The 24,805-nt window shown below is 58.0% G+C and carries 23 protein-coding genes; 9 read left to right on the plus strand and 14 right to left on the minus strand.

Annotated features, from left to right (window positions below; genetic code table 11):
* Positions 1-7 precede the first annotated feature (7 nt).
* Genes PUV54_RS01920 through PUV54_RS01945 form a run of 6 tightly spaced genes read right to left on the minus strand, consistent with a single transcriptional unit; the run spans position 8 to position 7,270 of the window.
* Positions 8-3,163 carry an efflux RND transporter permease subunit gene (locus PUV54_RS01920; RefSeq protein WP_274493829.1) on the minus strand — a complete coding sequence of 1,052 codons (3,156 nt, stop codon included), beginning with the start codon at positions 3,161-3,163 and terminating at the stop codon, positions 8-10.
* Positions 3,164-3,174: 11 nt separating this feature from the next.
* Complete coding sequence (locus PUV54_RS01925; RefSeq protein WP_274493830.1) at positions 3,175-4,341, minus strand: efflux RND transporter periplasmic adaptor subunit; 1,167 nt, start codon at positions 4,339-4,341, stop codon at positions 3,175-3,177.
* Positions 4,341-5,576, minus strand: coding sequence for a TolC family protein (locus tag PUV54_RS01930; protein WP_274493831.1), 1,236 nt, complete (start codon positions 5,574-5,576; stop codon positions 4,341-4,343). The genes PUV54_RS01925 and PUV54_RS01930 overlap by 1 nt, the downstream gene beginning before the upstream one ends.
* A gap of 59 nt (positions 5,577-5,635) precedes the next feature.
* Positions 5,636-5,992 carry a hypothetical protein gene (locus PUV54_RS01935; RefSeq protein WP_274493832.1) on the minus strand — a complete coding sequence of 119 codons (357 nt, stop codon included), beginning with the start codon at positions 5,990-5,992 and terminating at the stop codon, positions 5,636-5,638.
* 37 nt (positions 5,993-6,029) lie between these two features.
* Entirely contained in the window at positions 6,030-6,617 is a 588-nt protein-coding gene (locus tag PUV54_RS01940; RefSeq protein WP_274493833.1) for a methyltransferase family protein, read from the minus strand.
* A gap of 2 nt (positions 6,618-6,619) precedes the next feature.
* Entirely contained in the window at positions 6,620-7,270 is a 651-nt protein-coding gene (locus PUV54_RS01945) for a cation efflux transmembrane domain-containing protein (protein ID WP_274493834.1), read from the minus strand.
* 69 nt (positions 7,271-7,339) lie between these two features.
* On the opposite strand from PUV54_RS01945, the gene PUV54_RS01950 reads away from it, so the two are divergent.
* Complete coding sequence (locus PUV54_RS01950; RefSeq protein ID WP_274493835.1) at positions 7,340-7,780, plus strand: MerR family transcriptional regulator; 441 nt, start codon at positions 7,340-7,342, stop codon at positions 7,778-7,780.
* Between the two features lie 225 nt (positions 7,781-8,005).
* Here PUV54_RS01950 and PUV54_RS01955 read toward each other — a convergent pair whose 3' ends face one another.
* The 5 genes from PUV54_RS01955 to PUV54_RS01975 form a co-directional block, all read right to left on the minus strand.
* Positions 8,006-8,485, minus strand: a complete 480-nt coding sequence (locus tag PUV54_RS01955) for a copper-binding protein (protein ID WP_274493836.1) — start codon at positions 8,483-8,485, stop codon at positions 8,006-8,008.
* 169 nt (positions 8,486-8,654) lie between these two features.
* Complete coding sequence (locus PUV54_RS01960; protein WP_274493837.1) at positions 8,655-11,825, minus strand: efflux RND transporter permease subunit; 3,171 nt, start codon at positions 11,823-11,825, stop codon at positions 8,655-8,657.
* A complete protein-coding gene (locus PUV54_RS01965) occupies positions 11,822-13,366 on the minus strand; it encodes an efflux RND transporter periplasmic adaptor subunit (protein ID WP_274493838.1) in 1,545 nt (514 codons plus the stop codon). Before PUV54_RS01965 ends, PUV54_RS01960 begins: the two co-directional genes overlap by 4 nt.
* Positions 13,363-14,607 carry a TolC family protein gene (locus PUV54_RS01970; RefSeq protein ID WP_274493839.1) on the minus strand — a complete coding sequence of 415 codons (1,245 nt, stop codon included), beginning with the start codon at positions 14,605-14,607 and terminating at the stop codon, positions 13,363-13,365. Before PUV54_RS01970 ends, PUV54_RS01965 begins: the two co-directional genes overlap by 4 nt.
* 94 nt (positions 14,608-14,701) lie before the next feature.
* A complete protein-coding gene (locus PUV54_RS01975) occupies positions 14,702-15,064 on the minus strand; it encodes a hypothetical protein (protein ID WP_274493840.1) in 363 nt (120 codons plus the stop codon).
* A 333-nt stretch (positions 15,065-15,397) separates the two neighbouring features.
* Here PUV54_RS01975 and PUV54_RS01980 point away from each other — a divergent pair, with 333 nt between their 5' ends.
* The gene (locus PUV54_RS01980) at positions 15,398-16,012 is read left to right on the plus strand and encodes a M23 family metallopeptidase (protein ID WP_274493841.1); all 615 of its coding nucleotides are present in this window, start codon (positions 15,398-15,400) and stop codon (positions 16,010-16,012) included.
* Positions 16,013-16,036: 24 nt separating this feature from the next.
* On the opposite strand, the gene PUV54_RS01985 is transcribed toward PUV54_RS01980, so the two are convergent.
* The 3 genes from PUV54_RS01985 to PUV54_RS01995 form a co-directional block, all read right to left on the minus strand.
* The gene (locus PUV54_RS01985; RefSeq protein ID WP_274493842.1) at positions 16,037-16,774 is read right to left on the minus strand and encodes a PepSY domain-containing protein; all 738 of its coding nucleotides are present in this window, start codon (positions 16,772-16,774) and stop codon (positions 16,037-16,039) included.
* Between the two features lie 9 nt (positions 16,775-16,783).
* Positions 16,784-17,533: a DUF4198 domain-containing protein gene (locus PUV54_RS01990; RefSeq protein ID WP_274493843.1), complete on the minus strand. Its 750-nt coding sequence runs from the start codon at positions 17,531-17,533 to the stop codon at positions 16,784-16,786.
* A 107-nt stretch (positions 17,534-17,640) separates the two neighbouring features.
* The gene (locus PUV54_RS01995) at positions 17,641-17,910 is read right to left on the minus strand and encodes a metal-sensitive transcriptional regulator (protein ID WP_274493844.1); all 270 of its coding nucleotides are present in this window, start codon (positions 17,908-17,910) and stop codon (positions 17,641-17,643) included.
* A 148-nt stretch (positions 17,911-18,058) separates the two neighbouring features.
* Here PUV54_RS01995 and PUV54_RS02000 point away from each other — a divergent pair, with 148 nt between their 5' ends.
* From PUV54_RS02000 to PUV54_RS02030, 7 genes are all read left to right on the plus strand, one after another.
* The gene (locus PUV54_RS02000; RefSeq protein WP_274493845.1) at positions 18,059-18,418 is read left to right on the plus strand and encodes a hypothetical protein; all 360 of its coding nucleotides are present in this window, start codon (positions 18,059-18,061) and stop codon (positions 18,416-18,418) included.
* A 164-nt stretch (positions 18,419-18,582) separates the two neighbouring features.
* On the plus strand, positions 18,583-19,104 hold the full coding sequence (locus tag PUV54_RS02005) for a copper-binding protein (protein WP_274493846.1): 522 nt from the start codon (positions 18,583-18,585) through the stop codon (positions 19,102-19,104).
* A 68-nt stretch (positions 19,105-19,172) separates the two neighbouring features.
* Positions 19,173-21,197, plus strand: a complete 2,025-nt coding sequence (locus PUV54_RS02010; protein ID WP_274493847.1) for a copper resistance system multicopper oxidase — start codon at positions 19,173-19,175, stop codon at positions 21,195-21,197.
* Entirely contained in the window at positions 21,197-22,018 is an 822-nt protein-coding gene (locus PUV54_RS02015; RefSeq protein WP_274493848.1) for a copper resistance protein B, read from the plus strand. The genes PUV54_RS02010 and PUV54_RS02015 overlap by 1 nt, the downstream gene beginning before the upstream one ends.
* 13 nt (positions 22,019-22,031) lie before the next feature.
* Entirely contained in the window at positions 22,032-23,084 is a 1,053-nt protein-coding gene (locus PUV54_RS02020) for a DUF2231 domain-containing protein (protein WP_274493849.1), read from the plus strand.
* The gene (locus PUV54_RS02025) at positions 23,084-24,433 is read left to right on the plus strand and encodes an APC family permease (protein ID WP_274493850.1); all 1,350 of its coding nucleotides are present in this window, start codon (positions 23,084-23,086) and stop codon (positions 24,431-24,433) included. Before PUV54_RS02020 ends, PUV54_RS02025 begins: the two co-directional genes overlap by 1 nt.
* 113 nt (positions 24,434-24,546) lie before the next feature.
* Entirely contained in the window at positions 24,547-24,804 is a 258-nt protein-coding gene (locus PUV54_RS02030) for a DUF5676 family membrane protein (RefSeq protein WP_274493851.1), read from the plus strand.
* The last annotated feature ends 1 nt before the right edge of the window (position 24,805 follow it).

Here is a 24,805-nt window from a genome sequence, read left to right on the forward strand (position 1 = left end):
CTTCCTTTCATTCGGCTGCTGTTGCATGCGCGTCGGCGAGTTCGAGATCGCCGCGGGATGGGGATGACGCCGACTTCCGGCCGCGCGTTTCCATCCACTCATAGATGACCGGCAGGAGAATCAGCGTCAGCGCTGTCGACGTCAGCAAACCGCCGACGACGACAGAGGCCAGAGGCCTTTGCGTCTCGGCCCCGACGCCAGTTGACAAGAGCATCGGTATAAGGCCGAGAATAGCGACGCTCGCCGTCATCAGCACAGGCCGCAAGCGCAGTTCTGTGCCGCGCCGAACGGCGTCGCGAACACTGAAGCCGGCGTCGCGCTGTTCATTAATGAAACTGACGAGCACGATGCCGTTCAACATAGCGACGCCGAAGACGGCGATGAAGCCGATCGCCGACGGCACGGACAGATATTGCCCGGTGACGAAGAGCGCGAAGAGCCCGCCGCTGGCTGCAAAGGGGACGTTTGCGATAATCAACGCGGCGTATTTCACAGAATTGAACGCCGTGTAGAGCAGCACGAAGATGAAAAAGATCGTCGCCGGAACAATCAAAGACAGTTTCGCAAGCGCGCGTTGCTGGTTTTCAAAGGCGCCGCCCCATTCGATCCAGTAACCCGGCGGCAAATCCACATTCGCCGCGATGACGTCATTAGCGTCCTTGACAAAGCCGTCGACATCGCGCCCGCGCACATCCATCTGGATGACGGCGTAGCGCTGCAACTGTTCGCGGCGGACGAAGGAATAGCCTTCCGCCGACGTGACCGTTGCAACCCGTCCGAGCGGAATGATCGCGCCATCCGCCGTCTGCAGCGGAATATTGCGGATCGATTCCATGGACACTTTCGATGCATCTTGAAGACGCGCCGTAATGTCGAATCGCCGGACGCCGTCAATGAGCGTGCCTACCGGTTCAGCGCCGATGCCAGTCCGCACGACATTGAGAACGTCGTCAGCGTTCATGCCGTAACGCGCGAGTTCAGCGCGATCGACCTGAATGCGGATTTGCGGCTTGCCGATATTGGCTTCGAGAGAAAGATCAGCCGCGCCCGGCACGCCGGATATCGCCTCCTTGATTTCCTGGCTAAGCCGGTCGAGTTCGCCAAGATCCTGACCGTAGATTTTGGCGGCCAGCGTCGCGCGCACGCCGGAGATCAACTCCTCAACGCGCATCTGAATCGGCTGAGTAAAAGCGACGACCGATGTCGGCACGGTTTCTTCAAGCTTTTCGCGCATGTCATCGGCGAGCGATGCGACCGACCGCTTGCGCGGCCATTCGCTTTGCGGTTTCAAGGCCGTGTAGATTTCCATGTAGTTGACGTCGGCGGTTTCGCCTTTTTCGGCCCGGCCGATCATGGCGATGGTGGTTTCTACCTCGGGAAACTCGCCAAGTGCGTGTTCGATCTCCTTCGAAATCTCGATTGACTGATCAAGCGACGTCGATGGGATCGACGTCACCCGCCACATGATCGAGCCTTCCTGCAATTGCGGCATGAATTCCTTGCCGAGGAAGGGAAAGAGCGCGAGGCTGGCGACAAGGAGGCCGCCGGCGGCAAGTCCTACTTTGCGCTTGTTGTCGAGTGACCAGGCGATCAGGGGCAGATAGCCGCGCTTGACGATGCGCATCAGCATGGTGTCGCGCTCTTCCTTGGGCTTCAGGATCATCGCCGCCAGAACCGGAATGATGGTCAGCGTCAGGATTAAAGAACCGGCCATGGCGAAGCTGATATTAAACGCCATGGGTTTGAAGAGTTTGCCTTCGAGCCCTTCAAGGCTGAACAAAGGCAAAAAGACGACGATGATGATCATGATCGCGAACGCGATCGGATTTGCGACTTCCCGCGCGGCCTGCAGAACAGCGGCGGTGCGGTTGACCTCGCCGCCCTCTTCTTTTCGTTCCGCCATGATCCGAAACGAGTTTTCGACCATGACGACGGCGCCGTCTACCATCATGCCGATGCCGATGGCGAGACCGGCCAGCGACATGAGATTGGCCGAGAGTCCCGCCTGGCCCATGAAAATAAAGGCGATCAGCATGGCGAGCGGCAGCGCCGTGATCACGACCAGCGCGGAGCGGATTTCGCCGAGAAACAGAAACAGCACGATGGCGACGAGAATTGACCCTTCAATGAGGGCTTTCTCCGCTGTGCCAACTGCCTTTTCCACAAGCTCGGTGCGGTCGTAAATCGGTTTGATGACGACGCCTTCGGGCAGCGCGCCCTCGACCGTCTCGACCTTTTCTTTCACCGCGTCGACGACATTCTTGGCGTTCTCGCCGATTCGCGCGAGCGCCATGCCTAGTACGACTTCTTCGCCGTCTCGGGTGACGGCGCCGAAGCGCAGCGCCGGCGCCTGTTCGACTTTCGCAACATCGCGAACATAGACTGGGGCGCCGTCCTTCACCTTGACGACGATATTGCCGATATCGGTTTCGTCCCGGACGAGACCCAGGCCGCGAACGAGATATTGCTCCGGCCCCTGATCGATATATTGCCCGCCGACCTGCCGGTTATTCGCGTCAAGCGCTTCGACGACATCCGAAAACCCGAGCTCATATTTGATGAGTTGCAAAGGGTCGATCTGAACCTGAAACTGGCGCTCCTGCCCGCCCCAGGACATTACGTCGTCGACGCCGGCGGCCGTGCGCAGGATGAGGCGCACGTTCCAGTCCTGCAGCGTCCTCAAATCCATATCGCTGATGTCGCCCTTAAGGGACTCGTCAGCGCGTTCGAGCGTGTACCAGAAGACCTGTCCGAGGCCGGAAGCGTTCGGACCCATTTCCGGCGAGCCGTAGCCTTCCGGTATCCGGTCGCGAACTTCCGCAAGCCGCTCCATGACGAGACGGCGAGCGAAATAGATATCGACGCTGTCCTTGAAGTAGACGGCGACATAGGAAAGGCCGAAGAGACTGACCGAACGGATTTCCGATACGTCGGGAAGTCCGGCCATCGCCGACTCCACGGGAAATGTCAGCAATTGTTCGACATCTTCGGCGGCGAGCCCCGGCGATTCCGTGTAGATGTTGACCTGCACGGGCGTCACGTCCGGAAACGCGTCGATGGGAACCGTTGTGACGGCGCGCCAGCCGAGAAAGCCGACGACGGCGAAGATGATAAGCACCAGGAATTTATACTGGAGCGAGAATTCAACGAGTTTATTCAACATGGTTCACGCTCCTAATGCCCGTGACCTTCGCCCATTTTCGTCTTTTGAATGAGCGATTTGAGGAGAAAGGTTTGTTCAGTGACGATCTCATCGCCTGCCGAGACGCCAGACGCGATTTCGATCCATCCGCCGCTGGCGGTCCCGGTTTCAACACTGACGGGTTCGATCTCATCGCCTTCGATGCGGAAGACGGTCGGCGCGCCGTCCATCAGGACGACCGCGCTTTCCGGCAGCGCCAGCGTTTCATCGCCGCCGCCGGCGGCGATTGCTGCATCGACGAATTGACCGGCGTGAAAATCATCGTCTTCATTGCTGATCTCGACGCGAGCCATCAACGTGCGCGTCGTTTCATCAAGCGCGTGCTGGAGCTGAATGACCTCGCCTTCTTCCCAGTGTCCCGCGCTGGACCTAACGCGCGCGGATGCGCCAATAGCGATGCGTTGCGCCTGTTCGGCGGTCAGTCGCGCTTCAACCCAGACCGTCGATTCGTCGCTGATTTCGACCAGCACTCTCCCCGGATCGACAAACTCTCCCAGGGTGAAATCGTCGCGGACGACCGTGCCGGACTGCGGAGCGAACAGAACGAAGCGACCCGTCGCCTTGCTGGCGTCGCCGGTATTCCGAAACGCGGCGACTTCCTGTTCAGCCATGCCGAATGAGAGGAGTTTGGCATGGGCCTGCTGGCGCGCGACGTCCGCCTCAACGTAACGTTTTTCAGAAACGACGTCCCGGCCGAGATTTCGGACGCGGCGCCATTCTTTGTCGTTGATGATGAGCGCGCCTTGCGCTTCGGCCATTTCGACGCTGGAGAGCGTGACCAGCGGCGCGCCTTCCTCGACTTTCTCGCCGCGCACGATATGTCGCTCAACAATCTGCGCGCTGATGCGCGGCGCGACCTGCGCCGTCCTGTAGCGGTTCGCCGTCACCTCGCCCGGCGCAATGAACTCACCGGTCAGTTGCCGTTTGCCGAGCGCAATGGATTTGATCCCCTTGGCGCTGCGTTCCGCCGCCGTCATTTCGATATGACCGCCGCCTTCTTCGCCGTGGCCCTCTTCCGACTGCTCGGCTGACGCTGATTTTTGTTCAGCATCCGATGCGCCGCAGCCTGCGACTGTCAGCGCCCCGAGGGCGATGATCGCCAGTCCAAGGCCAGAATTCAGTTTCCGAAAGTTACGCATCACAGAGTCTCCATCCATTCATTGAGCGTCCCTGACGCATCGAGCCAATCGATCCAGGCGCGCCATAAAGACCCTTGAAGTTCAATTCCTGCGCGTTCCGCGCTGTAGGTTTGATCGAGCTGCACGAGATATTCGACCGCAGTGATGTCGCCCGACCGCCATAGTTGATCGAGCACGCGGCGTTGCTCACCGAGCACATCCGACCCGTCGCGCATCCACGCGCGCCACGTCCCCGCCGCGACGGCGAAGCGTCCGCTGGCTTCGACGAGCCGCGCTTCGGCGTTGCGTAGCTGATTGCGGATCGCTTGCTCGGCGGCGATGCGTTCGGCGCGCGCCTCATCGACTTCGGCCTGTCCGGACGCAAAAACCGGAATGGGTACGGACAATCGGACGCCGGCGAAATCGGCGTCTCCTTCGCGTCCATAGGCGGCGCCGATGGTCGGATCGGGAATGCGTGCTTTTTTCGCAAACCGGATTTCGGCCGACAGCGCGTCGGCGCGCGCTTCCGCCGCGCGCAATTCCGGCAAGCGGCGGACCAGCGTCATATCGAGCGGCGGCGCGGCCGCCGGCGGGTCAGGTAGCACCGGCCAAGCCGGCATGACTTCGCCCACAAGCGCTGTCAAAGCTTGTCGCGCTTCGGAGAACTCGCTTCGGGCGGTCGTTTGCTCCGCGATCGCCTGGGAAAAGCTCAAGCGCGCAGCAAGACGCTCCGATTTTGATAAGTCGCCGGCCTCTGCGCGGCGGTCCGCAATCGAAGAAAACTCGCGCGCGACGTCGGCGCGCTCGGCCGCCAGATCGGAAAGGCGTTTCCTCGCCTGGTAATCCGCCAGCGCGGTCAGGAGTTCGGCGAATAACGCACGCTTTTCCGCTTCATAGGCAAAACTTGCGGCGTCGACGGCGCTGCGCGCGCCCTTCGCCCGAGTGGCGCGCTTATTGGTGATGTCGAAGGCTTTCGACAGACCGATAGAGCGACTGTCATCCGCATCGTCTTCGCTGTCCGAGAACTCGCCCTCGAATTCCGGATTGTAGAGCGGCCGCGAATTGGCGCGCCCGCGCGCTTCCGCCGCATCGAGTTCGGCGCGCGCTTCTTCGAGCCTTGGATGATTGCGCGCGGCGTCTTCAAGAAATTGTCCTAGCGTCGGGCCAGGCTCAGCGGCGCTCTCCTGCGCGGACGCAGCGCCGAGCCCCCACGCCGCAAAAGCGGCGAGCGCGAGCCCGCATATTCTGATGGTCATTGGTCATTGTCCTCTTGGAATCAAAATTACTGATGGGCGCGCAGAGCGCGCGCGATCAGTCAGATTCGCGGAGGACGGAATAATGAGGAAAGAGAAGCCTGGGGGACGACACCGTTTTCCGGCGCTCTGACCTTGCTTGCAAAGAGCAGCAGGGACGCTGGCTCCAATGAGGCGCGAGACAGGGCGTGAAAATGACATGCGCCGGCATGACAATGCGCGGCGTGCTCCGGATGGATGGAACCTTCGTCAGCCGGCTCGCCTTGTGTCGCAGCGCGCTCTTCGCCCGCGTCGTGTTGCGTCGCATGATGGATGTCTTCTTCCGCCGCGTGCGCAGGCGCGACGATGCCAACCGCGCCCCATAGCGCAATCAACAATACCGCAATGACGCGGTGCATATGTCGAATGGATGACATCATCTCAAATGCGTCCTACTGTAAAACTCCTGACAAATCATTATAATTTTTCGTTTACATCGTTGCGCCGACCAGACGGCGACCTGAAATATCGCGCGGTCCGCCTCAAATACGACTCATAGGCTTTTCCAAAAGCCGCCCGAAGATGCGGCTCTTCGACCGATACAATATAACAATGAATGAAGAGCGCGAATGATAGGGTGAGCACGGACGCCCAAACCGAAAGCGCGGCCAATGACACTCCACCCAGGAACAAGGCGTATCCGACATATTGCGGGTTGCGCGACCAACGGTAAACGCCCCGGTCAATAAGTTCGTCTTCCTTGAGGCCATAGACTCTCGAAAAATCCGCATAGGCGTTCCGGCCCAGATAAATCAGCGCAGCCCCAGCAATCGCAAGAAATCCGCCAGCGGCGCTCGTAAGAATGCCTGGGGCGCCAAGCGAACCCCGATCGAACCACGCGATTGCAAGCAGCAACAAAGCATTGCCGTGCATGGCGGCGCCGGTCCAGACTGCCAACGGTATGCTGACGCGACCGCGTTTCAAAAAGTCCCGTTTAACCAGCATCGCCATCGGAATGGAAAGCGCAGCATTGACCGCCGCCAAAATGAGTAACACCCGTACCATGCTCAAACACGCCCCTCGGCGAAATTCAGCGACGCGCGGCGTTCTTTCATCGACTGCGCAATGATCGAGCAAGCTGATCTTGCGAACAAGCTCGCAAGCAATGCCGCCACAATCAAATCGGGCCAGAACGATCCCGTACCCCACACCGCCGCGCCGGCGGCAATCACGGCGACATTGCCGATGGCGTCATTGCGCGAGCACAGCCAGACGGAGCGGACATTTGAGTCGCCGTCCCGCCAGCGAAGGAGAATGAAAACGCTTGCAACATTGGCGGCGAGCGCAGCAAAGCCGATGCCACTCATCATGGGCGCAACAGGAGAGGCGTCGCTGAACGCGCTCGCAACCGTGGTGGTCAGGACAAACAGCGCCATCAAGCCAAGACTGGCGCCTTTTATCAGCGCCGCCGTTGCGCGCGTGCGCAGCGCCGCGCCGATCACAGCGAGGCTCAAGGCGTATGTCGCGGTATCGCCGGCAAAGTCCAGGGCGTCGGCTTTCAGCGCCTGTGAACTCCCAAGATAGCCAGCCGACATTTCAACCAGAAACATTGCGGCGTTGATGGCGATCACCGCGATCAGCGCCCGCTTATAGGCGGGCGACCGGCCGTCGAATCGATCGGCGTCAATTTGATTGTCCTCACAGGCGCATCCGGCCATCCCGGCTCTCCTTGCTTTGCCGCTAAGCCTAACCTAATGTCTACAGCAACTGTAGGTTCAAGGGGTAAAATGCCGAAATCCGAAAAAAGTCCCGTGACTATAGGCCGGCTGGCAAAAGCCTCGGACGTCAAGGTCACGACGATCCGCTATTATGAGAGCATCGGCCTTATCGATCCGCCGGATCGGTCCGAAGGCGGCCAGCGAATATACGACGCCAAAGCCATTGAGAGAATGCGGTTCATTCGTCATGCCCGCGATCTTGGCTTTCCGTTGGAGGCGATCCGTGAGCTGATCGCCCTCTCCAGAAATGAGAACCGGTCTTGCGCGGACGTTGATGAAATCGCACGCCGTCACGCCGAAGATGTCAGACAACGCATCAAGCGATTGAAATCGCTCGAACGCGAGCTCAATCGGATGATCAAGGAATGCAGCGTCGACAAAATTTCAGACTGCCGCGTGATTGAAATTCTCTCCAATCACGCGCTCTGCGCAACAGAACATCGGAATTAGGTCGGCTGCCGGAGGCGAAGTCTACTTTTCGTGAAAGAAAAGATACTTCACGAACGCCGCAATACCCAAGAGTAAAAACACGGCGATCAACAACATTACAATTGCACCGCCCGCACCCATCATCATCCCACCTTCCATCATTTCGATTCTCCTTTCGAATATTGCGTGAGCATTTTCCAAACCGCCAAAAAGCGATCGCGCGTCCATTCAAGATGTTCTTCTCAATCAATTTTTATCCTTCTCCGACCCTTGCCCCATGCCGTCCATCATGCCATCGCCCATGTTCATTCTGTCGCACATCATGCGGCTGCCCATCATCGATTTCATCGCGGCCTTGAATTCCTCCGGCTCGCCGGCGATTGGCATCATCAGGGATACGTCGTAGCCGCCGTCATCGTTCTTCGTCAGCATGAAATGAACATTGTCGCCCTCTTCAAATTTCTGCAGCGCGACCATATCGCTGACAGCGAAATCCATCGTCATCTTGCCCCATCCGATTTTTTTGATGGGGTCATGCGAGAGATTGACTTTTTTCGCTTTCAAGTCGACGGAGTTGACCGTGCCGAACCCGGACGCCATGTCGCTGCAGCAGGACATGCCGTCCATACCATCCATTTTCATGCCGCCGCTTTGGCTAAGCGCCGGAACGGAAATTAGCGCGATAGCGGCGCCAACGGCGATCGTGGAGAGTTTCATAGATTTCATTGCTGTTATCCTTTCAATTCAATGCGCACAGAGAGACGGCTGACTTCGTCGCGCATGAAACGAAGCCGCCAACAAAAGCGAATGGAGCGTTTCGGTTCTTCTTCAATTTATCTGCTCCGTATACGTGTTTCTGACCAACGCGATTTGCAATCAGCCAATCGCTGTATGCTTACTCTGCCGGCGCCAGTTTCGGCCCGATAGAGTCAATCTGTTCAACGGGCTGCAACGCCCGCCGGTTCCACAGGAAGTAAACCGCCGGGATGACGACAAGGGCGAGCACCGTTGTGCTGACGATGCCGCCGATCATCGGGGCAGCAATGCGGCGCATGACTTCCCCGCCGGCGCCGTGGCCGTACATGATCGGCAGGAGGCCTGCGAAGATGACCGCAAATGTCATCATGATGGGCCGCAAACGCCGCAGCGCGCCCTTGGCGATAGCGTCAGCGAAATGCGCTTCATCAAGCGGCGCGCCTTCCTCGCGCGCCGTCGCATTCGCCGCCGCGACTTCCTGCTTCAGATACATGATCATCAACACGCCGATTTCGACGGCGACGCCGGCGAGCGCGATAAACCCGACGGCGACGGCGACGGACATGTTGAAACCAAGCAAGAACATGAGCCATAGCCCGCCAACGAGCGCGAATGGCAATGTGCCCAAAATAATCAGGACGTCCGCGACGTTCCTGAAGTTCAAGAACAAGAGCAGCATGATGATCAGCAGCATGCCGGGCCCGACATAGGCGAAGCGTTCCTTGGCGCGCTGCATATATTCGTACTGTCCGGACCAGGAGATGGAATAGCCCGCCGGCAAGTCCACGTTTTCAGCAACCACATTCCGGGCCTCCTCGACATAGGAGCCGATGTCCCGCCCGGCGATGTCCACATAGATCCAGCCGTTAAGCCGCGCATTCTCGCTGCGGATGATCGCCGGTCCTTCATTGATGCGGATGTCGGCGATGCGACCGAGCGGAATCTCCGCGCCCGACGCTGTGACGATTGGCAATTCGCGCAGACGCGCTGGCGAATCGCGCACATCGCGCGGATATCTGAGATTGATCGGATAGCGTTCAAGACCTTCGACGCTCTGCCCGATCGTCATGCCGCCGATCGCGGTGCGCACGATATCCTGGACATCGGCGATATTGAGACCGAAGCGCGCCGCCGCTTCGCGATTGATATCAACATCGATGAACCGCCCGCCGGTCACGCGTTCTGCGTATACTGACGCCGTGCCATCGACGCCCTGCAGGACGTTCTCGATGTCGCGGCCAACCTCTGCGATGACGTTGAGATCGGGTCCGGCGACCTTGACGCCGACCGGCGTCTTGATCCCGGTCGCCAGCATGTCGAGCCGGTTCTTGATCGGCATAATCCAGACATTGGTGAGGCTCGGCACATCGACGAGCGAATTCAATTCGGCCTTGAGCGAGTCCATGGTGACGCCGGGACGCCATTCGTCGCGCGGTTTCAACTGGATCGTCGTTTCGATCATTGGTAAAGGCGCAGGGTCGGTTGCGGTCTCCGCCCTGCCCGCCTTGCCGTAAACGGTCTCGACTTCCGGAACGGTCTTGATCAACTTGTTCGTCTGCTGAACGACCTGGGCGACCTTTCCAGCGGAGATGCCCGGATAGGCGCTCGGCATATACAGCAGATCGCCTTCATCGAGATCAGGCATGAACTCGCCGCCAATAAGACTTGCGGGGATCGCCATGCTCGCCATCAACAAGGCGGCGGCGCCGATGGTCGCCCAGGGGCGGCGCAGCGCCAGCCCGATAATTGGCCGATATCCACGCATGAGCAGAAGATTGACCGGGTTTTTATGCTCCGGGGCGATGCGGCCACGGACCAGCAACCCGATCAGCACCGGTACGAGGGTCACTGACAGGATCGTCGCCGCCGCCATGGCGTAAGTTTTGGTAAAAGCGAGCGGCGAGAACAACCGTCCCTCCTGCGCTTGCAGCGCGAAGATCGGCGTAAAGCTCAGCGTGATAATCAGGAGAGAGAAGAAGAGCGGCGGTCCGACTTCGACGCAAGCATCGGCGATCAACCGCCAGCGGCCGGAACCCTTCACATCGCTATTTTCTTCCAGCTTCTTATGTACATTCTCGATCATCACAATGGTCGCATCGACCATGGCGCCGATGGCGATGGCGATGCCGCCGAGCGACATGATGTTGGCGGTGATGCCCTGCGCGTTCATGACGATAAACGCTGCGAGCACTCCCAAGGGCAGGCTGACGACAACCACGAGCGCGGATCGCAAATGGTAAAGAAACAGCGCGCAGACCAGCGCGACGATGAGGAATTCTTCAAGCAGTTTCCCTTGCAGCGTTTCGACGGCGCGTTCGATCAGTTTTGAGCGGTCATAGGTTGTGACCAGTTCGACGCCTTCCGGCAGACTCGCCTTCAGGGTTTCGAGCTTTTTCTTGACGCGCTTGATCGTCGCTTCGGCGTTGCCACCGGCGCGCATGATGATGACGCCGCCGACCGCCTCGCCTTCGCCATTGAGTTCGCCGACGCCGCGGCGCAGCTCCGGACCGAGCCTCACTTCCGCTACATCGCGGAGCAGGATTGGCGTACCCGCCTCGTTCACACGCAGCGGAATGCGTTCGAGGTCTTCGATAGACTCGACATAGCCGCCGGCGCGGACAATATATTCGGCCTCCGCCATTTCGACGACGCGCCCGCCCGATTCCATATTGCCGCGTTCAATGGCGCGGCGGGCCTCGGCCAGCGGGATGCCGAAAGACCGCAACCGATTGGGATCGACGACCACCTGATACTGCTTGACCATGCCGCCGATGGCGGCGACTTCCGAGACGCCTTCGATGGTCTGAAGCTCATATTTCAGGAACCAGTCCTGCAATGAGCGTAGGTCCGCAAGATTGTGCCGGCCCGTTTCATCAACGAGCGCGTATTGATAGACCCAGCCGACGCCGGTCGCATCGGGGCCGAGCGCCGGTTTTGCCGCTTCCGGCAGTTGCGGCGCGACCTGGCTTAAATATTCGAGAACGCGCGAGCGCGCCCAGTACAGATCGGTTCCGTCCTCGAAGATGATGTAGACGTATGAGTCGTTGAAGAAGGAATAGCCGCGCACGGTTTTCGCGCCAGGCACGGCGAGCATCGCCGTCGCCAGCGGATAGGTGACTTGATCCTCGACGACCTGCGGCGCCTGTCCAGGATAGCTGGTCTTGATGATGACCTGGACGTCGGAGAGATCGGGGATCGCGTCGAGCGGCGTGGAACGCAACGAAATGACGCCGGCGACCGCGAGAAACAGCGCCCCGATAATAATCAGGAAACGGTTTTCTATCGAACCGCGGATGATTTGGGAGATCATTGTTCGTCTCCCGTCTCGGCGTCTTCCGGCATCGGTTCGAGCATGTCGAGTTCATAGCCGGTCTCGGTCTCGCGAAATGCAAATCGCACCGGTTCGCCGGGTTTGACGCTCATCAAGTCGATTTTTGGCGAGGCCTTGAACGCCATCACCATCGACGGCCAGCCGATTTCGGGGACAGGCTTATGATCGATCGTGACATTTTTACTGCTCATATCGACTGAAACGACGCGCCCCTCGGCGCCGACAGCCTCACTCGTCTTCATGTCATCTGCCGGCATATTCATGTCCGACATGGACATCCCGTCCATATCCATCGGCGCGTTGTCTTTTTCGTCGGGCGTCGCCATGCGTAGCAATCCGGAATCGAGGCTCGCTTCGGAATCGATCAGGAACTGGCTTTCCACGACAATGCGCTCGCCTTGCGCGAGTCCCGCGAGCACCTCGACCTTGCCGCCGCTCTCCATGCCGGTTCTGACTTCCGCCGGGCGGAAGCGTCCCTCGCCCAACGCGAGGATGACGCGATCGCCCCTGCTCGACCGGATGACCGCCGATTGCAGGATCGTCAGGACGTCCTGCTTGGGCTCGGCGCCGATTGTCACATTGGCGAACATATTCGGCCGCAAGCGGTCGCCGGGATTGGGAAACCGCAATCGAACCTGCACCGTGCGCGTCATCATTTCGGCGGTGGGATAAACATAGTCGACTTCGCCCTCCCATGTTTCGCCGGGAAACGCGGGCAAAGTCATGACCGCGCGATCGCCGGCCGAAACCCAGGCGGCCTCCGTGTCGAACACGTCAGCGATGATCCAGACATTCTTAAGATCGGCGAGCCGCATGGCCATATCGCTGGGCTTCAGATACATGCCGTTGCGGGCGTTCAGCATGGTGACGACGCCTGCTTGCGGCGCCTTCACTGCGACAAGACGCATTTGCTTCTGAGTGCGCTTTAACTCCGCAATCTGATCGGCGCTCATGCCGAGCGCAGTCAGCCGCTCGCTCGCCGCCTCAATCAACGGCGTACGCCCGATTTTCAGCGCCTGGATGAATTCCGACTGTGCTGCAACCAATGCCGGCGCATAGAGTTCGAACAGAACATCGCCGGCATCGACTTTCTCACCGACCGCTTCAACGTGCAGTTTTTCAATCCATCCTTCGGCGCGAACGTGAATGTCCGATCGCGCTTCCTCGTCGATCATGATCGAGCCGACCGTATTGATGTCGCGCGCCATATCCTCGCGCACGACATCCGCGGTCTTGACGCCGATATTCTGAACGACCGCGGCGTTTATTTTCAGCGACGGTTCTCCGCTGCCGTTTTCTTCGCCTTCATAGACAGGAATAAGATCCATCCCCATCGGCGACTTGCCGGGTTCATCGCGTCGATAATTGGGGTCCATCGGCGCGACCCAATAGGCGATCTTGCGTTCCCCGCCTTCCGCCATGTCCATAGAGGAATGGCCGCCGCCTTGTCGCAACAGGAAGAATGCACCTGATGCTCCAATTACCAGCAATAAAATAATGATCATGCGAAATTTTGTCATTGGTCGTCTCCTGCGAGATAGGAAAGCCGCGCCCACGCCTTGGCGCGTTCGACGCGCAATTCGAGGCGTTTCAGTTCCGCATCGAGTTCGGCGAGTTGGCTGCGGATAAGTTCGGGAAAGTCTGTAAGTCCGCCGCCATAAGCGGAAACGGAAGCGTCGGCGGTTTCATTGGCGCGCTTGATGACGGCGTCATCATATAGAGCGACGCGCCGGTCCAGCTGCGTCCAGTCGGCGTAGGCGCGAACAAGATCGCGCCTCAGATCGAGCAATGTCGTCGCGCGATCGAGTTCAGCGGCGGACTTGTCTTTCCGGGCCGCCGACAAGGCGCGATCCTGACGCTTGCCTGTGAATAACGGGATCGTCAGGCTTACGCCGACACTGGCGAAATCGGGCCGGTCGGCGCCGCGCGCGCCGTACCCGCCTTCGATCGCCCAAGCCGGTTTGTAGTCTTGCTTTGCGAGTTCAACATCCGTTTCTTCGACGCCGATCATGGCGTCTCTTACCCGAACAATTGGATGACGAACGAGACGAGCTTCTATGTCATCTACGGTTCCGGGCGATATGAACGCCGGTAAATTATCCGGCGAAGGCCGCGAGGCGTTCGCGCCGATAAATCGCGAAAGCTCTGCTTCGGCCGTTGCGCGTTGTTGTTGCAATTCGGCGAGTTTGTCGTCCAGGAGCGACAGCTCAAGTTCGGCGCGCAGCACGTCCTGACTTGTCAGCTTGCCCTGCGCAAACGATGCGCTTAACGCATCAACGAGCTCACTGACCGCATTGCGGCTGTCCGCAACAAGGGCCTGCGCGTTGGCTGCATGAAATTTGTCCAGCCATGCAATCCGCACTGAGAGCGCGACATTGCGAACCGTCGCCTCGCGGCGCATGCGTTCGATTTCTGCCTCGCCCTCGCGCTTTTCGCGGTTGAGCCGCAAGGTGCTCCCTCGCGGTATTTCCTGACGCAATCCCACCTGCGCTTGCGTCATCGGCTCCTGGCCGAATGCGAATGTATCGATTGGTACATTTGCGAGCGCAGTCCGCAAAGTCGGGTCCGGCAATTGTGAGTCTGAAACGGCGCGATCTTCCTGCGCCGCGGCGCGCGCTTCGAACCGAGCGTAGGCCGGGTCTTCGGCGGTGACGGCGATCTCAACCGCTTCGCTCAATTCCAGCGGTTGACCGGCGGCGTTTGCATTCGCCAATGCCAGTCCAGCGATAGCCGCAGCCATCGCGCTAATAATCTTTAGCATGATAATTCTCAAATCTGAGCACGTTCAACAAGCGCCCCGCGCGCCTTAAAGGCGCGGCGACGGTGACGGCGTCCGCACTAAATTGCGGGCATGCTCAGATTCGAGGAGGCGGCGGGTCTAGATGAGAGGGTGTTGCAAGCCCCGAATCGATTTGCGGGATTGCATATTGCACTATGCGAAAGGCCGGTTCTTGAGCCGCTGACAGGACCGGACCTGAATAAAAGCCCGGGCAGGCAAGCGCGCAGGCGGCGGCGCAGCCGGCGTCATGCGATTGCTGGGGCGCGCCGTCCATATCCGCGCAATCGCCCGAACCCATGTCGGCCATTTTCATTGGCGCGTCATCTGACGTCATCTCCGCCATCTCGATATCGGAACCCATGGAGACGCAGGATGCGAGCGCCGCCGCTGGAGCGACAGCCATCGACAGCATCAGGGTTATGAACAGCAGTATCCGCATTGCATTGAATATTTGCCCGCCTAGGCGGATTGTCAATCGGGCAAATATGTATGCGCTGGCTGAATAAATTCTAAATAGCCGTAAAACCTTGTGAAGCCTGCCTCGAAACCCCGGGCGGAAAAGCCCCGTGTTCAATTTGTGCGCCGCGTTCGGATCGGCAGTCATGTTGGGCTCGATGGCAAAGCCCCCTGCCGATAGAAACGATAACTCTTCGCAACTGCGCTCACCCATATGTGAAAGCCGAGCGAACAATGGATGGCCGCATGATCCGCCCGCCGCCTTAGGAATTCCATATTCCTCATTGAAAATGTTGGTATCAGAAGCGAATTTTATATGCCTGAATACTCGTTTAACATTTTTCGTTTGACCGTGCTGGCGGCGTTTTCTTTGAGCGCATGCGTTACGGCCCCAGCTGGCGGCCCTCCAAACTCCGATGCGCCTATGTCCGCGGGCGGGTTCGCCTCAACGCTGCATCTCTGCAAAGGCGATCACATCGATAACGCGCCGCCGACAGATAGCGGGCGCCACATAATCAATTATCGCCCGTTCGCGAATGTTGCTGGCGTTTCGCTGGCGCGTGCGCCGGTTCGGCGCGCCTGTTTTTCATCAGGGTTCGGCTTTCGCCACGATCGGCCGCGACGACATAACGGAATTGATCTGTCTACGGGCCACCCTCACGCCGTCTACGCGGCCGCGGACGGCGTCGTTGAAGAAATGCGAAGCGCCGGCGGCTACGGCAAAATGCTTTTAATACGCCATAACGGACGTGTAAAAACGCGTTACGCTCATCTTTCAGCTTTCGCCTCTTCGATGCATATCGGCCACGACGTTCGCCAAGGCGACGTTATCGGAAAAACGGGCAAGACAGGAAATGCGGAGGCGGTCATTCTGCATTATGAAATTATTTTTGACGGCGAGCCGCGGGATCCGATGGCAGTCGGATTCTGATTTCCGTCCTAATCGATGATCTGATCACGCGTCTGCCGGCGCGACCTTTTTTCTATTGCTTCTCCATAGGGCAAGACTCCGCCGCATTTTGATGATCAGTAAAATGAACCCGGACATCGAGACGAAAATAGCCATGCCGGCGGCGGTGATGAGCAACGGATGATTGAAATCAGCGCCGTCGTCATAGTCCATCACATGGAGTTTCCAGAAGAAGTCGAAAAGACGCCAGGTTTCTGAACGCCGTGCCGTCACCTCACCTGTCGATGGATCGATATATATTGTTGTTTTGTCGTCATCATTGAACTGAACGCGCCAGACGGGTCCGGATTTGTTGTACTCTGTCGGCGGCGATTCAACATATTCGGCAGATTGAATGTCAGCGCTGCCGCTAAAATCGCGCTCGGCGATCACGCGCGCCGTCGATTCATCTATGGGCGATAAAATCGCGCCATTGCGGGCGTCGACAATCGCAAGTCCATCATCTTGCCTGATTATTCTCCAAACGGGCAGCCCCAACATCTCACCAAGCGCTGCGGATTTCACAATAGAAACCTCGGCCGCCGTGGTTGCTTCGCTAAGCGAAAGCAATCCTTCAACATCAAACGGCTCAACCTCGTGCTGCGCGATTTTGTGTTCGCCGCGCACGATTTCAATCGGAATGGCGCTCATAACAAAGCCGCCGGCGATCCAGAGAACGATCTGCAATCCGACAATCAACGCGATCCATTTGTGGACGCGTACTATCCACTTTTGAACGCTCATGATTTGCGCCTATGGGAGCTGATCGAGGTCGACAGTCAGCGTCGCATAGTCACTATGATAAACGCCGTCGGGTTCATCGGGCAGCGTGATCCAGACGGCCGATAACATGATGACGCCGGATAGGGCATCGGTAACAATAATCTTGCCGTCTTCATCGGTTGTGACTGACGTCGTTTCGCCATCGAGCGGAACGATTGTCACCTGCTTGCCGGTGAGCGGATCACCATCGAGGAGTAGTTGAAATGAACGGTCAGCCTTTGCGATGAACTCCAGCTTCTGCTCGACCGACGATGCATGATTTTCAAAATCGTTGCAGGTCTCAATACAAAGGAATGTCTTTGCGTGTTTGGCGTAGCTACGCTGGAGCGGCGGCGAACCGGGCAATGCCTCGAATGCAGCAATGACCGTTTCGTCCGCTTCGATTTCGTCCAGATAAAGCTCAACATCTTTGGGGGGAATCTCGCCCGCGCGCGGTTTGCTGCTGATGGCGACGACAGCAGCGCCGGAATGCCCGGCGGCAAACCGCATTGTCAGCGCGGTCTCACCTTCCTCAAACGACACGTCTCTAATACTTTCATCGCGGATTGAGGCCGAATAATACGCAATACGGTCTTCCGCGGGCCCGCTTTCCATGTCCGGGAAAGCAAGGGCGCTTGTCAGCGCGACGCTGACGGTTTCCGCTTCGGCGTATTGGAATTTATCCGGCAGCAGAAACGTCTGATGGGCGTGTGCGGAAACGCTCAGAATTGCGCTCGCCAATACTACTCCCGGAATTAGAATTCGATTTCGCCGAACCAGACTTTTAGCTCGACGCTTACAATTAGATACTTTCACATTTCCCTCCGCGACGCGCTCACGCGACGTCCTTATCGTTTTGTTTTCTCGAACAAATCGACCAGTTCCGAAAACTTCTCCTGTTGCACCTTGGCGCTGCCGGTTTTAATCGCTTCAGCCACGCAATGGTGGGCGTGGTTTTTCAGGATTTCGCTTTCCGCCCGTGATAACGCCGATTTGATCGCCTGCACCTGATGCAGGATGTCAATGCAATAGCGATCTTCCTCGACCATACGGGCGACGCCCCGAACCTGGCCCTCGATACGGTTCAAACGTTTGATGATGGCGGCTGAATCAGACATGAGCATCCGTTATTGACATATACCCTTTGGGGGTATAAATAGTCGCGTCAGAAAGGTTGGTCAAGGCGTGATCACTGGCGCATTAAAGTCTGCCCTCTTTGCAGCGTTGGCAATCCTGCTCAGCGCGGGGCACAGTGTCTGCGCCGGCATGATCGCTGAATCAGCGCCCGTTGCGGAACACCAGCACAACGCTACTTCAGTTCACGATGATCATGCTCGCCATGGTGACGAGCATGGCGAACACATGCGCACCTCCAAAAAATCAGCGCCTTGTGGTCCTGATCAACACGACTGTCAGCACTGCAAAACGGCGCAGTTTTTCAAAGCATCAGTAAAAGCGGAGACAGCTGCTTCGTTCGCGCCGCCGCCAATCGAAAAAGCGGTTGGCGCCATAGTCGCCGCGCAGAACAGTAATATTTTTGCAGACAGAATTACTCGGTTCGCTAATTTGTGGCGCGGTCCGCCGAAGGCGACCCCTGTTTCCCTGAAAATCCGACTTCTGGTCTAGAAGTTTTATCTGCGCGTCCTCAATGACGCGCACGTACGCCGACCGTCTTGGCTGAGTCAGACGGCGGCGATGTTTGGATAACTGTCGCCAATTTTTATCGCGTCAGTCCCAACCTCAACCAACTAATCAACAATGAATTCTGTTCCTGAAAGGAAAACATACCAATGTCGAGACTCGTATTCACCGCTGCGGCAGCCCTATTCGTGGGGGCGGCCTTGTCGCCTGCGTTCGCTGCGGAAGAGAAAATGCAAATGGACCATGACGCAATGATGATCAGCATGGACCATTGCGGGCTGCCGATGGGCGAGGGCGTGATCAACGCCCTTGATGTCCAGAAGTCGAAAGTAAATGTCACCCACAAACCGATTGAATCGATTGGCTGGCCGGAAATGAAAATGGACTTCACTGTGCTGAAGCCCATCGATCTCGCCGCCTTCGCAACCGGCGAACGCGTTCATTTCCTGCTCAAAGCCGAAAGAGACAAATCCTATTCGATCGCTGCGATGTGCTCGCTCGATGTCGAGGACGGCGCGCACGAGGCCTGCATGACCCACATGCATGACGTCGCGATGAAAACCGCTGTCGGCGACGGCCGTTCCTGCGACATGGAAGGCATGGGCGATATGCCGAGCATGGATCACTCCGCCCATGAACAAGGCGAAGACGCGCACAAGGGACATCACTGAACTTAAGAGCGGCCCGCTGCTCTTTGGCGGGCCGTCTTTTCGCACTTTTGAGAATTGGAGATCACCCCGTGTTCACGAGACGACGTTTTTTAGAATCAACAATTGCCGGCGGCGTCGCCGCGAGCATTCCCGGTCTCATACCCGCCTGGGCGAAAAGCGCATCCGCGGGAAATAAGGGAATTTTTGAGCAGGCCGGCAATTCGTTCGACCTCACCGTTGGACACAGCGCCGTCAGTATCGGCGGTCGGTCAGGGCACGCCATCACAATCAACGGCACGTTGCCCGGACCGCTCTTACGCTTTCGCGAGGGCGAGGAACTTTCCTTGCGGGTGAAAAACACGCTCCAAGAGGACACGTCGATCCACTGGCATGGGCTTCTTGTGCCGTTCTATATGGACGGCGTGCCGGGCGTTTCGTTCCCCGGCATCAAGCCCGACGAAACGTTCGAATACAAGTTCGCCCTGCCCCAGAGCGGGACATATTGGTATCACTCGCATTCAGGCCTGCAGGAACAAAGTGGCCATTACGGCCCGCTGATTATCGATCCCGCGGGCCCGGACCCCGTTCAATATGACCGCGAATATGTATTGGTTTTGTCCGACTGGCTTTTCCAGCATCCGCACAAGGTCTTCGCAAAGCTTAAAAAGAGCAACGAGGTATATAATTTCCAGGAGCGCACCGTCGGCGACTTTATTGACGACGCAGGCGACATGGGGCTTGGCGGTGTCATCAAAGACCGCGCCATGTGGGCGCAAATGCGCATGTCCGCGACGGATATTTCTGACGTCACCGGCGCGGTCTACACGTATTTGATTAATGGGCATTCGACCGCGGATAACTGGAGCGCCATCTTCGATGTCGGCGAACGCGTTCGCTTGCGCATCATCAATGCGTCGGCGATGACCATCTTCAACTTCCGCATACCCGGCCTGCCGATGACCGTCGTCGCCGCCGATGGGCTAAATGTGCAGCCAGTCGAGACGGATGAATTCCAGATCGGCGTTGCCGAGACATACGACGTCATTGTCCAACCAAAGCGGGAACGCGCGTTCCCGATCGTCGCCGAGGCGATCGACCGATACGGCCAGGTCGTGGCGACCCTCGCACCCGAACCCGACATGCGTGCAACGACGCCGCTCTTAAGAGAGCGGCCGATCCTGACCCACAAAGACATGGGCATGGCGGCGATGGGTCACGGATCCATGGGCGGTATGGATCACGGTTCGATGGGACACGGCGCTGGGAGAGCTGCTTCGATGGATCACGGCGTCATGGACCATGGATCGATGGCCGACATGGAATCGCCGACCGCGCCAAAGGCTGAAATGGCGAGCATGACCGGAATGTCCGGCATGTCACATGACATGTCCGGCGACGCGATGCAGGAGCACAATCACAAGACCGGCTTCGGCGTCGATAATGTCGCCATGGCGCCGACCAACCGTCTCAACGAACCTGGACTTGGACTTGAAGACGTTCCGCACCGAGCGTTGACCTATACTCAGTTGAAAAGCCTTGAGCCGAACCCGGACAAACGCAAACCCGGCCGGGAACTGGAGATTCACCTGACCGGCAATATGGAACGCTACATGTGGTCGTTCGACGGCGTAAAGTTTTCTCATGTCGTCGACCCGATTGTTTTCCATGAAGGCGAACGGCTGCGGGTCACGCTCGTCAACGACACGATGATGACCCATCCGATCCACCTCCACGGCATGTTCTTCGATCTCGTCGTCGACGAAGGCGATCACAAACCGCGCAAGCATACTGTCAACGTCAAACCGGGCGATAAGCTGTCCTTTGACGTCACTGCTGACCATGTGGGTGATTGGGCGTTTCACTGTCACCTGCTTTTCCACATGCATGCCGGCATGATGCAGGTCGTCTCCGTCCGTCCACGCATGGCGATGAACGAACACGACGATCACAAGGCGATGGATCATGACAGCATGGATCACGGCGACGGCGATCACCAGTCCATGGACCAAAAGAAAATGAAGCGTGATGCGTCAGATCATGGGTCGATGGGGCATGAGAGCGGTGATGATAAAGGCATGGACCATTCGAAAATGAATCATGGAGGGAAACACTGATGTTGCGTTCCATGAAAAACTCTCTAGCGCTCATCTCAGCATTTGCGGTGACGATTGCCGGCGCACAAGCCTTCGCTCAGAGCGAAAGCTCAAACGATTCCCAAAGCGGCTGGTCCGCTGCGGACGAGTATTGGGGGGGCGCAGAAATGGCCGAGGCGCGTCGCGCCGTCCAAAAAGAGCACGGCGCGTCGAAGACGTACTTTGTTCAGGGCGACCGACTTGAGTATCGCAGCAATGAAGGCAAGCCTTTGTTCCTGTGGGACGCCCAAGGTTGGTGGGGTGGCGATCGCAACAAGCTGTGGCTCAAAACCGAAGGCGAATATTCGTTTGACGAAAACGCCTTTGAAGAGGCGGAAGTGCAGGCGCTCTGGTCGCGCGCTTTCGCTCGCTACTTTGATGTTCAGGCGGGCGTCCGTCACGACTTCGCGCCTGGCGATGATCGAACCTTTGGCGTTCTCGGCATACAAGGCTTGGCGCCCTACTGGTTTGAAATCGACGCCGCCCTCTTTGTCAGCGGTGACGGCGATGTTTCAGCGAGAATAGAGGCTGAATATGAATTGATGCTGACCCAGCGTCTCATATTGCAACCGCGCACCGAATTGAACTTCGCCGTGCAGGATGTCGCCGAATACGGCGCCGGCTCCGGCCTTTCAACAGCCGAATTTGGCGCGCGCCTGCGCTACGAAATCAAACGCGAGTTTGCGCCCTATATCGGCGTCGACTGGACGCGATCGGTTGGCCAGACCGCCAATTTCGTGCGCGCCGACGGCGGCGATCCGTCCAGCGTATCGTTCGTCGCCGGACTAAGACTTTGGTTCTAGGGAGGGACTGCAAATGGAAAACATTATTGAACCGAACATCCATCCAATACTTGTTCATTTCGCCTATGCGTTATCGATAACGGCGTTTATCTCTTATGTCTTGGCGTCGTTTACACCGTCAGGGAAATGGCGTGAAACGCTTCGTCCCGCTGCTGACTGGATGCTCGCTTTCGGCGCGCTGGCGATCATTGCAACTATCGCAGCTGGCTTTCAGGCGTATTTCACCGTCGCCCATGACGGGCCGTCTCACGCGGCGATGACAACGCACCGCAACTGGGCGGTGCCATCCGGCGTCGCGATTTTATTGCTCGCACTCTGGCGTTGGATGTCGAGGACAAAGCCCGCGTCTGTGATATTTTTGACTTTTCTTGCCGCCGCCGCGTTGTCGCTATCTGTCACCGCATGGTGGGGCGGAAAGATCGTTTACGGTTATGGCCTGGGTGTGAAAAGCATGCCGACCGTCACCGGCGAGGGCCATGACCATGAACACGCCCCAGGCCAGGGCCATGGCGATGAAGCAACAGCAGAATCGTCGGGAGATCATGACGACGGTCATGATCATGGGACGGCGGACGATCACGAATCCGGTGAAGCGCATGAGCATGGCGACACTGCGAGTGCCGAACCGGGAAATGACAGCGCAGAGCCGGCAGCGGCATTTGACGCTGACAATTATCCTACGACTCCGGAAGCTGTCGTTGACGCCTATAGCACCGCATTGAAAGCAAAAGACGAGTCCGCAATTCGCGCCATGCTTGCGCCCGATGTCATCATCGCCGAAGGCGGCGGCGCGGAACGCTCTGTCGACGAATATGCCGGCCATCACATGCCAGCCGACATGGCATTTACGGCGGCGGTCGATTTTTCCGTCAAAAAGCGCGACGTCATCGCCAGAGAAGACCTTGCGACCGTTATTTCGGAATCGCAGGTCCATGGAACCTTCCGTGGCGAGAACGTGCATTCGCGGATGATGGAAACCATGGTGCTCCGCCGCGACGACGATCGTTGGCGCATTGTCCACATCCATTGGTCTTCTGCGCCGATCACCGGCGAGCATGAGCACTGATGGCGGATCGCCAACGACAGAGCGATTACAAAAAAGGAAGCCTGACGCTTTCCGGAACCATCGCGATGGGAACCGGCGTCATGATCGGCGCCGGCATCTTCGCCCTCACCGGGCAAGTTGCCGAATATGCCGGTCCATGGTTTCCGGCCGCATTTCTGATCGCCGCTATCATCAGCGCGTTCAGCGCATACACGTACATCAAGATGTCAAACAAATATCCGTCCGCGGGCGGCATCGCGATGATCCTCCACAAGGCGTACGGACAATCGGCAGTCACTGGCGCCTGCGCGCTGCTGATGGCGTTTTCTATGGTCATCAACGAAAGCCTCGTCGCCCGGACTTTCGGAACCTACACGCTGCAACTTTTTGACGCCGGTGAGAAGCAATGGCTCGTTCCCGTACTCGCCGTGGCTTTGATCGCGGGCGCCTTCCTGATCAACCTCGCCGGAAACAAATATATCGGTGCCGTTTCGAAGATCACCGCGGTCTTGAAAGTCGGCGGCATTCTCGCCTTTGCAGTCGCTGCCTTATGGGCGTCTGGCTTTTCATTTGAAGCTGCGACAACTTTGGAAAGTTCTGATTATTCATTTACCGGCTTCCTAGCTGGTGTCGCGCTAGCCATTCTGGCCTACAAAGGTTTCACCACCATCACGAACAGCGGCGGCGAAGTCAAAAACCCTGAACGCAATGTCGGCCGGGCGATTATGATATCTCTCGGCGTTTGCTTAGCTGTTTATATGGCGGTCGCTTTCGCCGTCGGTACGTCGTTGACAATTGAAGAATTGATCGCCGCAAAGGACTACGCCCTCGCCGAGGCGGCGCGTCCGGCGCTCGGGGGATATGGCGTCATTTTCACAGTGACTATTGCGATCATTGCGACGGCGTCCGGATTGCTGGCCAGCGTCTTTGCGGTGTCGCGCATGCTCGCCATGCTGACGGAAATGAATCTGATCCCGCACAGCCATTTCGGCATGCCGGGGCGCATTCAGAATCACACGCTTGTCTATACGGTCGTACTCGCCGCCCTACTCGCCGTATTTTTCGACTTGAGCCGCATCGCCTCGCTAGGCGCTATCTTTTATCTCGTCATGGACATCGCCATTCACTGGGGCGTTTATCGGCATCTCCGGCACGACGTCGGGGCGAAAGGGTGGATTCTCCTCAGCGCAATTGCGCTGGATGCAGTCGCACTCGGTGCATTCCTGGCGATTAAATCGGCGGCCGACCCCTTGATCGTATTCATCGGTATTGCCGCGATCATCGTCATTTTTGCGTTCGAGAGGGTTTATTTGCACCGCCTAAGGGGCGGTAGCGGCGTCACGGCTGCGCAACATAAACATAACGCTTGACTATACCCTATAGGGGTATTATGTATGTCGCATCGACAGCCCACACGCCTTGGGCGATGGCTGGAATTCGACAGCGCCAACCTGACGCTGCCGACGAACAACGGAGGCACATCATGCGCATCGTTCCCGTCGGACACGCTCTGTCCATATTTTTCGTTATCACATTCGCCATCTGTATTGCTTGGGGGCTCGTCACACCGCCCGCCATGCACATGCATGAAGCTTGGGAGATGATGATGCCGGGCTTTCACTGGTTATCGTTCCCGACGTTTCTGATCGGCCTTGCCTGGGCGTACGCCTACGGCTGGTACACAGCGATCATCTTTGTGCCGCTTTATAACCTGTTCAACAAGCACGGAGCCGCCGCATAGC

It is taken from the genome of Hyphococcus flavus (assembly GCF_028748065.1).
Classification (GTDB): domain Bacteria; phylum Pseudomonadota; class Alphaproteobacteria; order Caulobacterales; family Parvularculaceae; genus Hyphococcus; species Hyphococcus flavus.

Coding starts and splice junctions, on each gene's coding strand:
- PUV54_RS01920 (WP_274493829.1), bottom strand. CDS start 3,163: ATGTTGAATAAACTCGTTGAATTCTCGCTCCAGTATAAATTCCTGGTG.
- PUV54_RS01925 (WP_274493830.1), bottom strand. CDS start 4,341: ATGCGTAACTTTCGGAAACTGAATTCTGGCCTTGGACTGGCGATCATC.
- PUV54_RS01930 (WP_274493831.1), bottom strand. CDS start 5,576: ATGACCATCAGAATATGCGGGCTCGCGCTCGCCGCTTTTGCGGCGTGG.
- PUV54_RS01935 (WP_274493832.1), bottom strand. CDS start 5,992: ATGATGTCATCCATTCGACATATGCACCGCGTCATTGCGGTATTGTTG.
- PUV54_RS01940 (WP_274493833.1), bottom strand. CDS start 6,617: ATGGTACGGGTGTTACTCATTTTGGCGGCGGTCAATGCTGCGCTTTCC.
- PUV54_RS01945 (WP_274493834.1), bottom strand. CDS start 7,270: ATGGCCGGATGCGCCTGTGAGGACAATCAAATTGACGCCGATCGATTC.
- PUV54_RS01950 (WP_274493835.1), top strand. CDS start 7,340: ATGCCGAAATCCGAAAAAAGTCCCGTGACTATAGGCCGGCTGGCAAAA.
- PUV54_RS01955 (WP_274493836.1), bottom strand. CDS start 8,485: ATGAAATCTATGAAACTCTCCACGATCGCCGTTGGCGCCGCTATCGCG.
- PUV54_RS01960 (WP_274493837.1), bottom strand. CDS start 11,825: ATGATCTCCCAAATCATCCGCGGTTCGATAGAAAACCGTTTCCTGATT.
- PUV54_RS01965 (WP_274493838.1), bottom strand. CDS start 13,366: ATGACAAAATTTCGCATGATCATTATTTTATTGCTGGTAATTGGAGCA.
- PUV54_RS01970 (WP_274493839.1), bottom strand. CDS start 14,607: ATGCTAAAGATTATTAGCGCGATGGCTGCGGCTATCGCTGGACTGGCA.
- PUV54_RS01975 (WP_274493840.1), bottom strand. CDS start 15,064: ATGCGGATACTGCTGTTCATAACCCTGATGCTGTCGATGGCTGTCGCT.
- PUV54_RS01980 (WP_274493841.1), top strand. CDS start 15,398: ATGCCTGAATACTCGTTTAACATTTTTCGTTTGACCGTGCTGGCGGCG.
- PUV54_RS01985 (WP_274493842.1), bottom strand. CDS start 16,774: ATGAGCGTTCAAAAGTGGATAGTACGCGTCCACAAATGGATCGCGTTG.
- PUV54_RS01995 (WP_274493844.1), bottom strand. CDS start 17,910: ATGTCTGATTCAGCCGCCATCATCAAACGTTTGAACCGTATCGAGGGC.
- PUV54_RS02000 (WP_274493845.1), top strand. CDS start 18,059: ATGATCGCTGAATCAGCGCCCGTTGCGGAACACCAGCACAACGCTACT.
- PUV54_RS02005 (WP_274493846.1), top strand. CDS start 18,583: ATGTCGAGACTCGTATTCACCGCTGCGGCAGCCCTATTCGTGGGGGCG.
- PUV54_RS02015 (WP_274493848.1), top strand. CDS start 21,197: ATGTTGCGTTCCATGAAAAACTCTCTAGCGCTCATCTCAGCATTTGCG.
- PUV54_RS02020 (WP_274493849.1), top strand. CDS start 22,032: ATGGAAAACATTATTGAACCGAACATCCATCCAATACTTGTTCATTTC.
- PUV54_RS02025 (WP_274493850.1), top strand. CDS start 23,084: ATGGCGGATCGCCAACGACAGAGCGATTACAAAAAAGGAAGCCTGACG.
- PUV54_RS02030 (WP_274493851.1), top strand. CDS start 24,547: ATGCGCATCGTTCCCGTCGGACACGCTCTGTCCATATTTTTCGTTATC.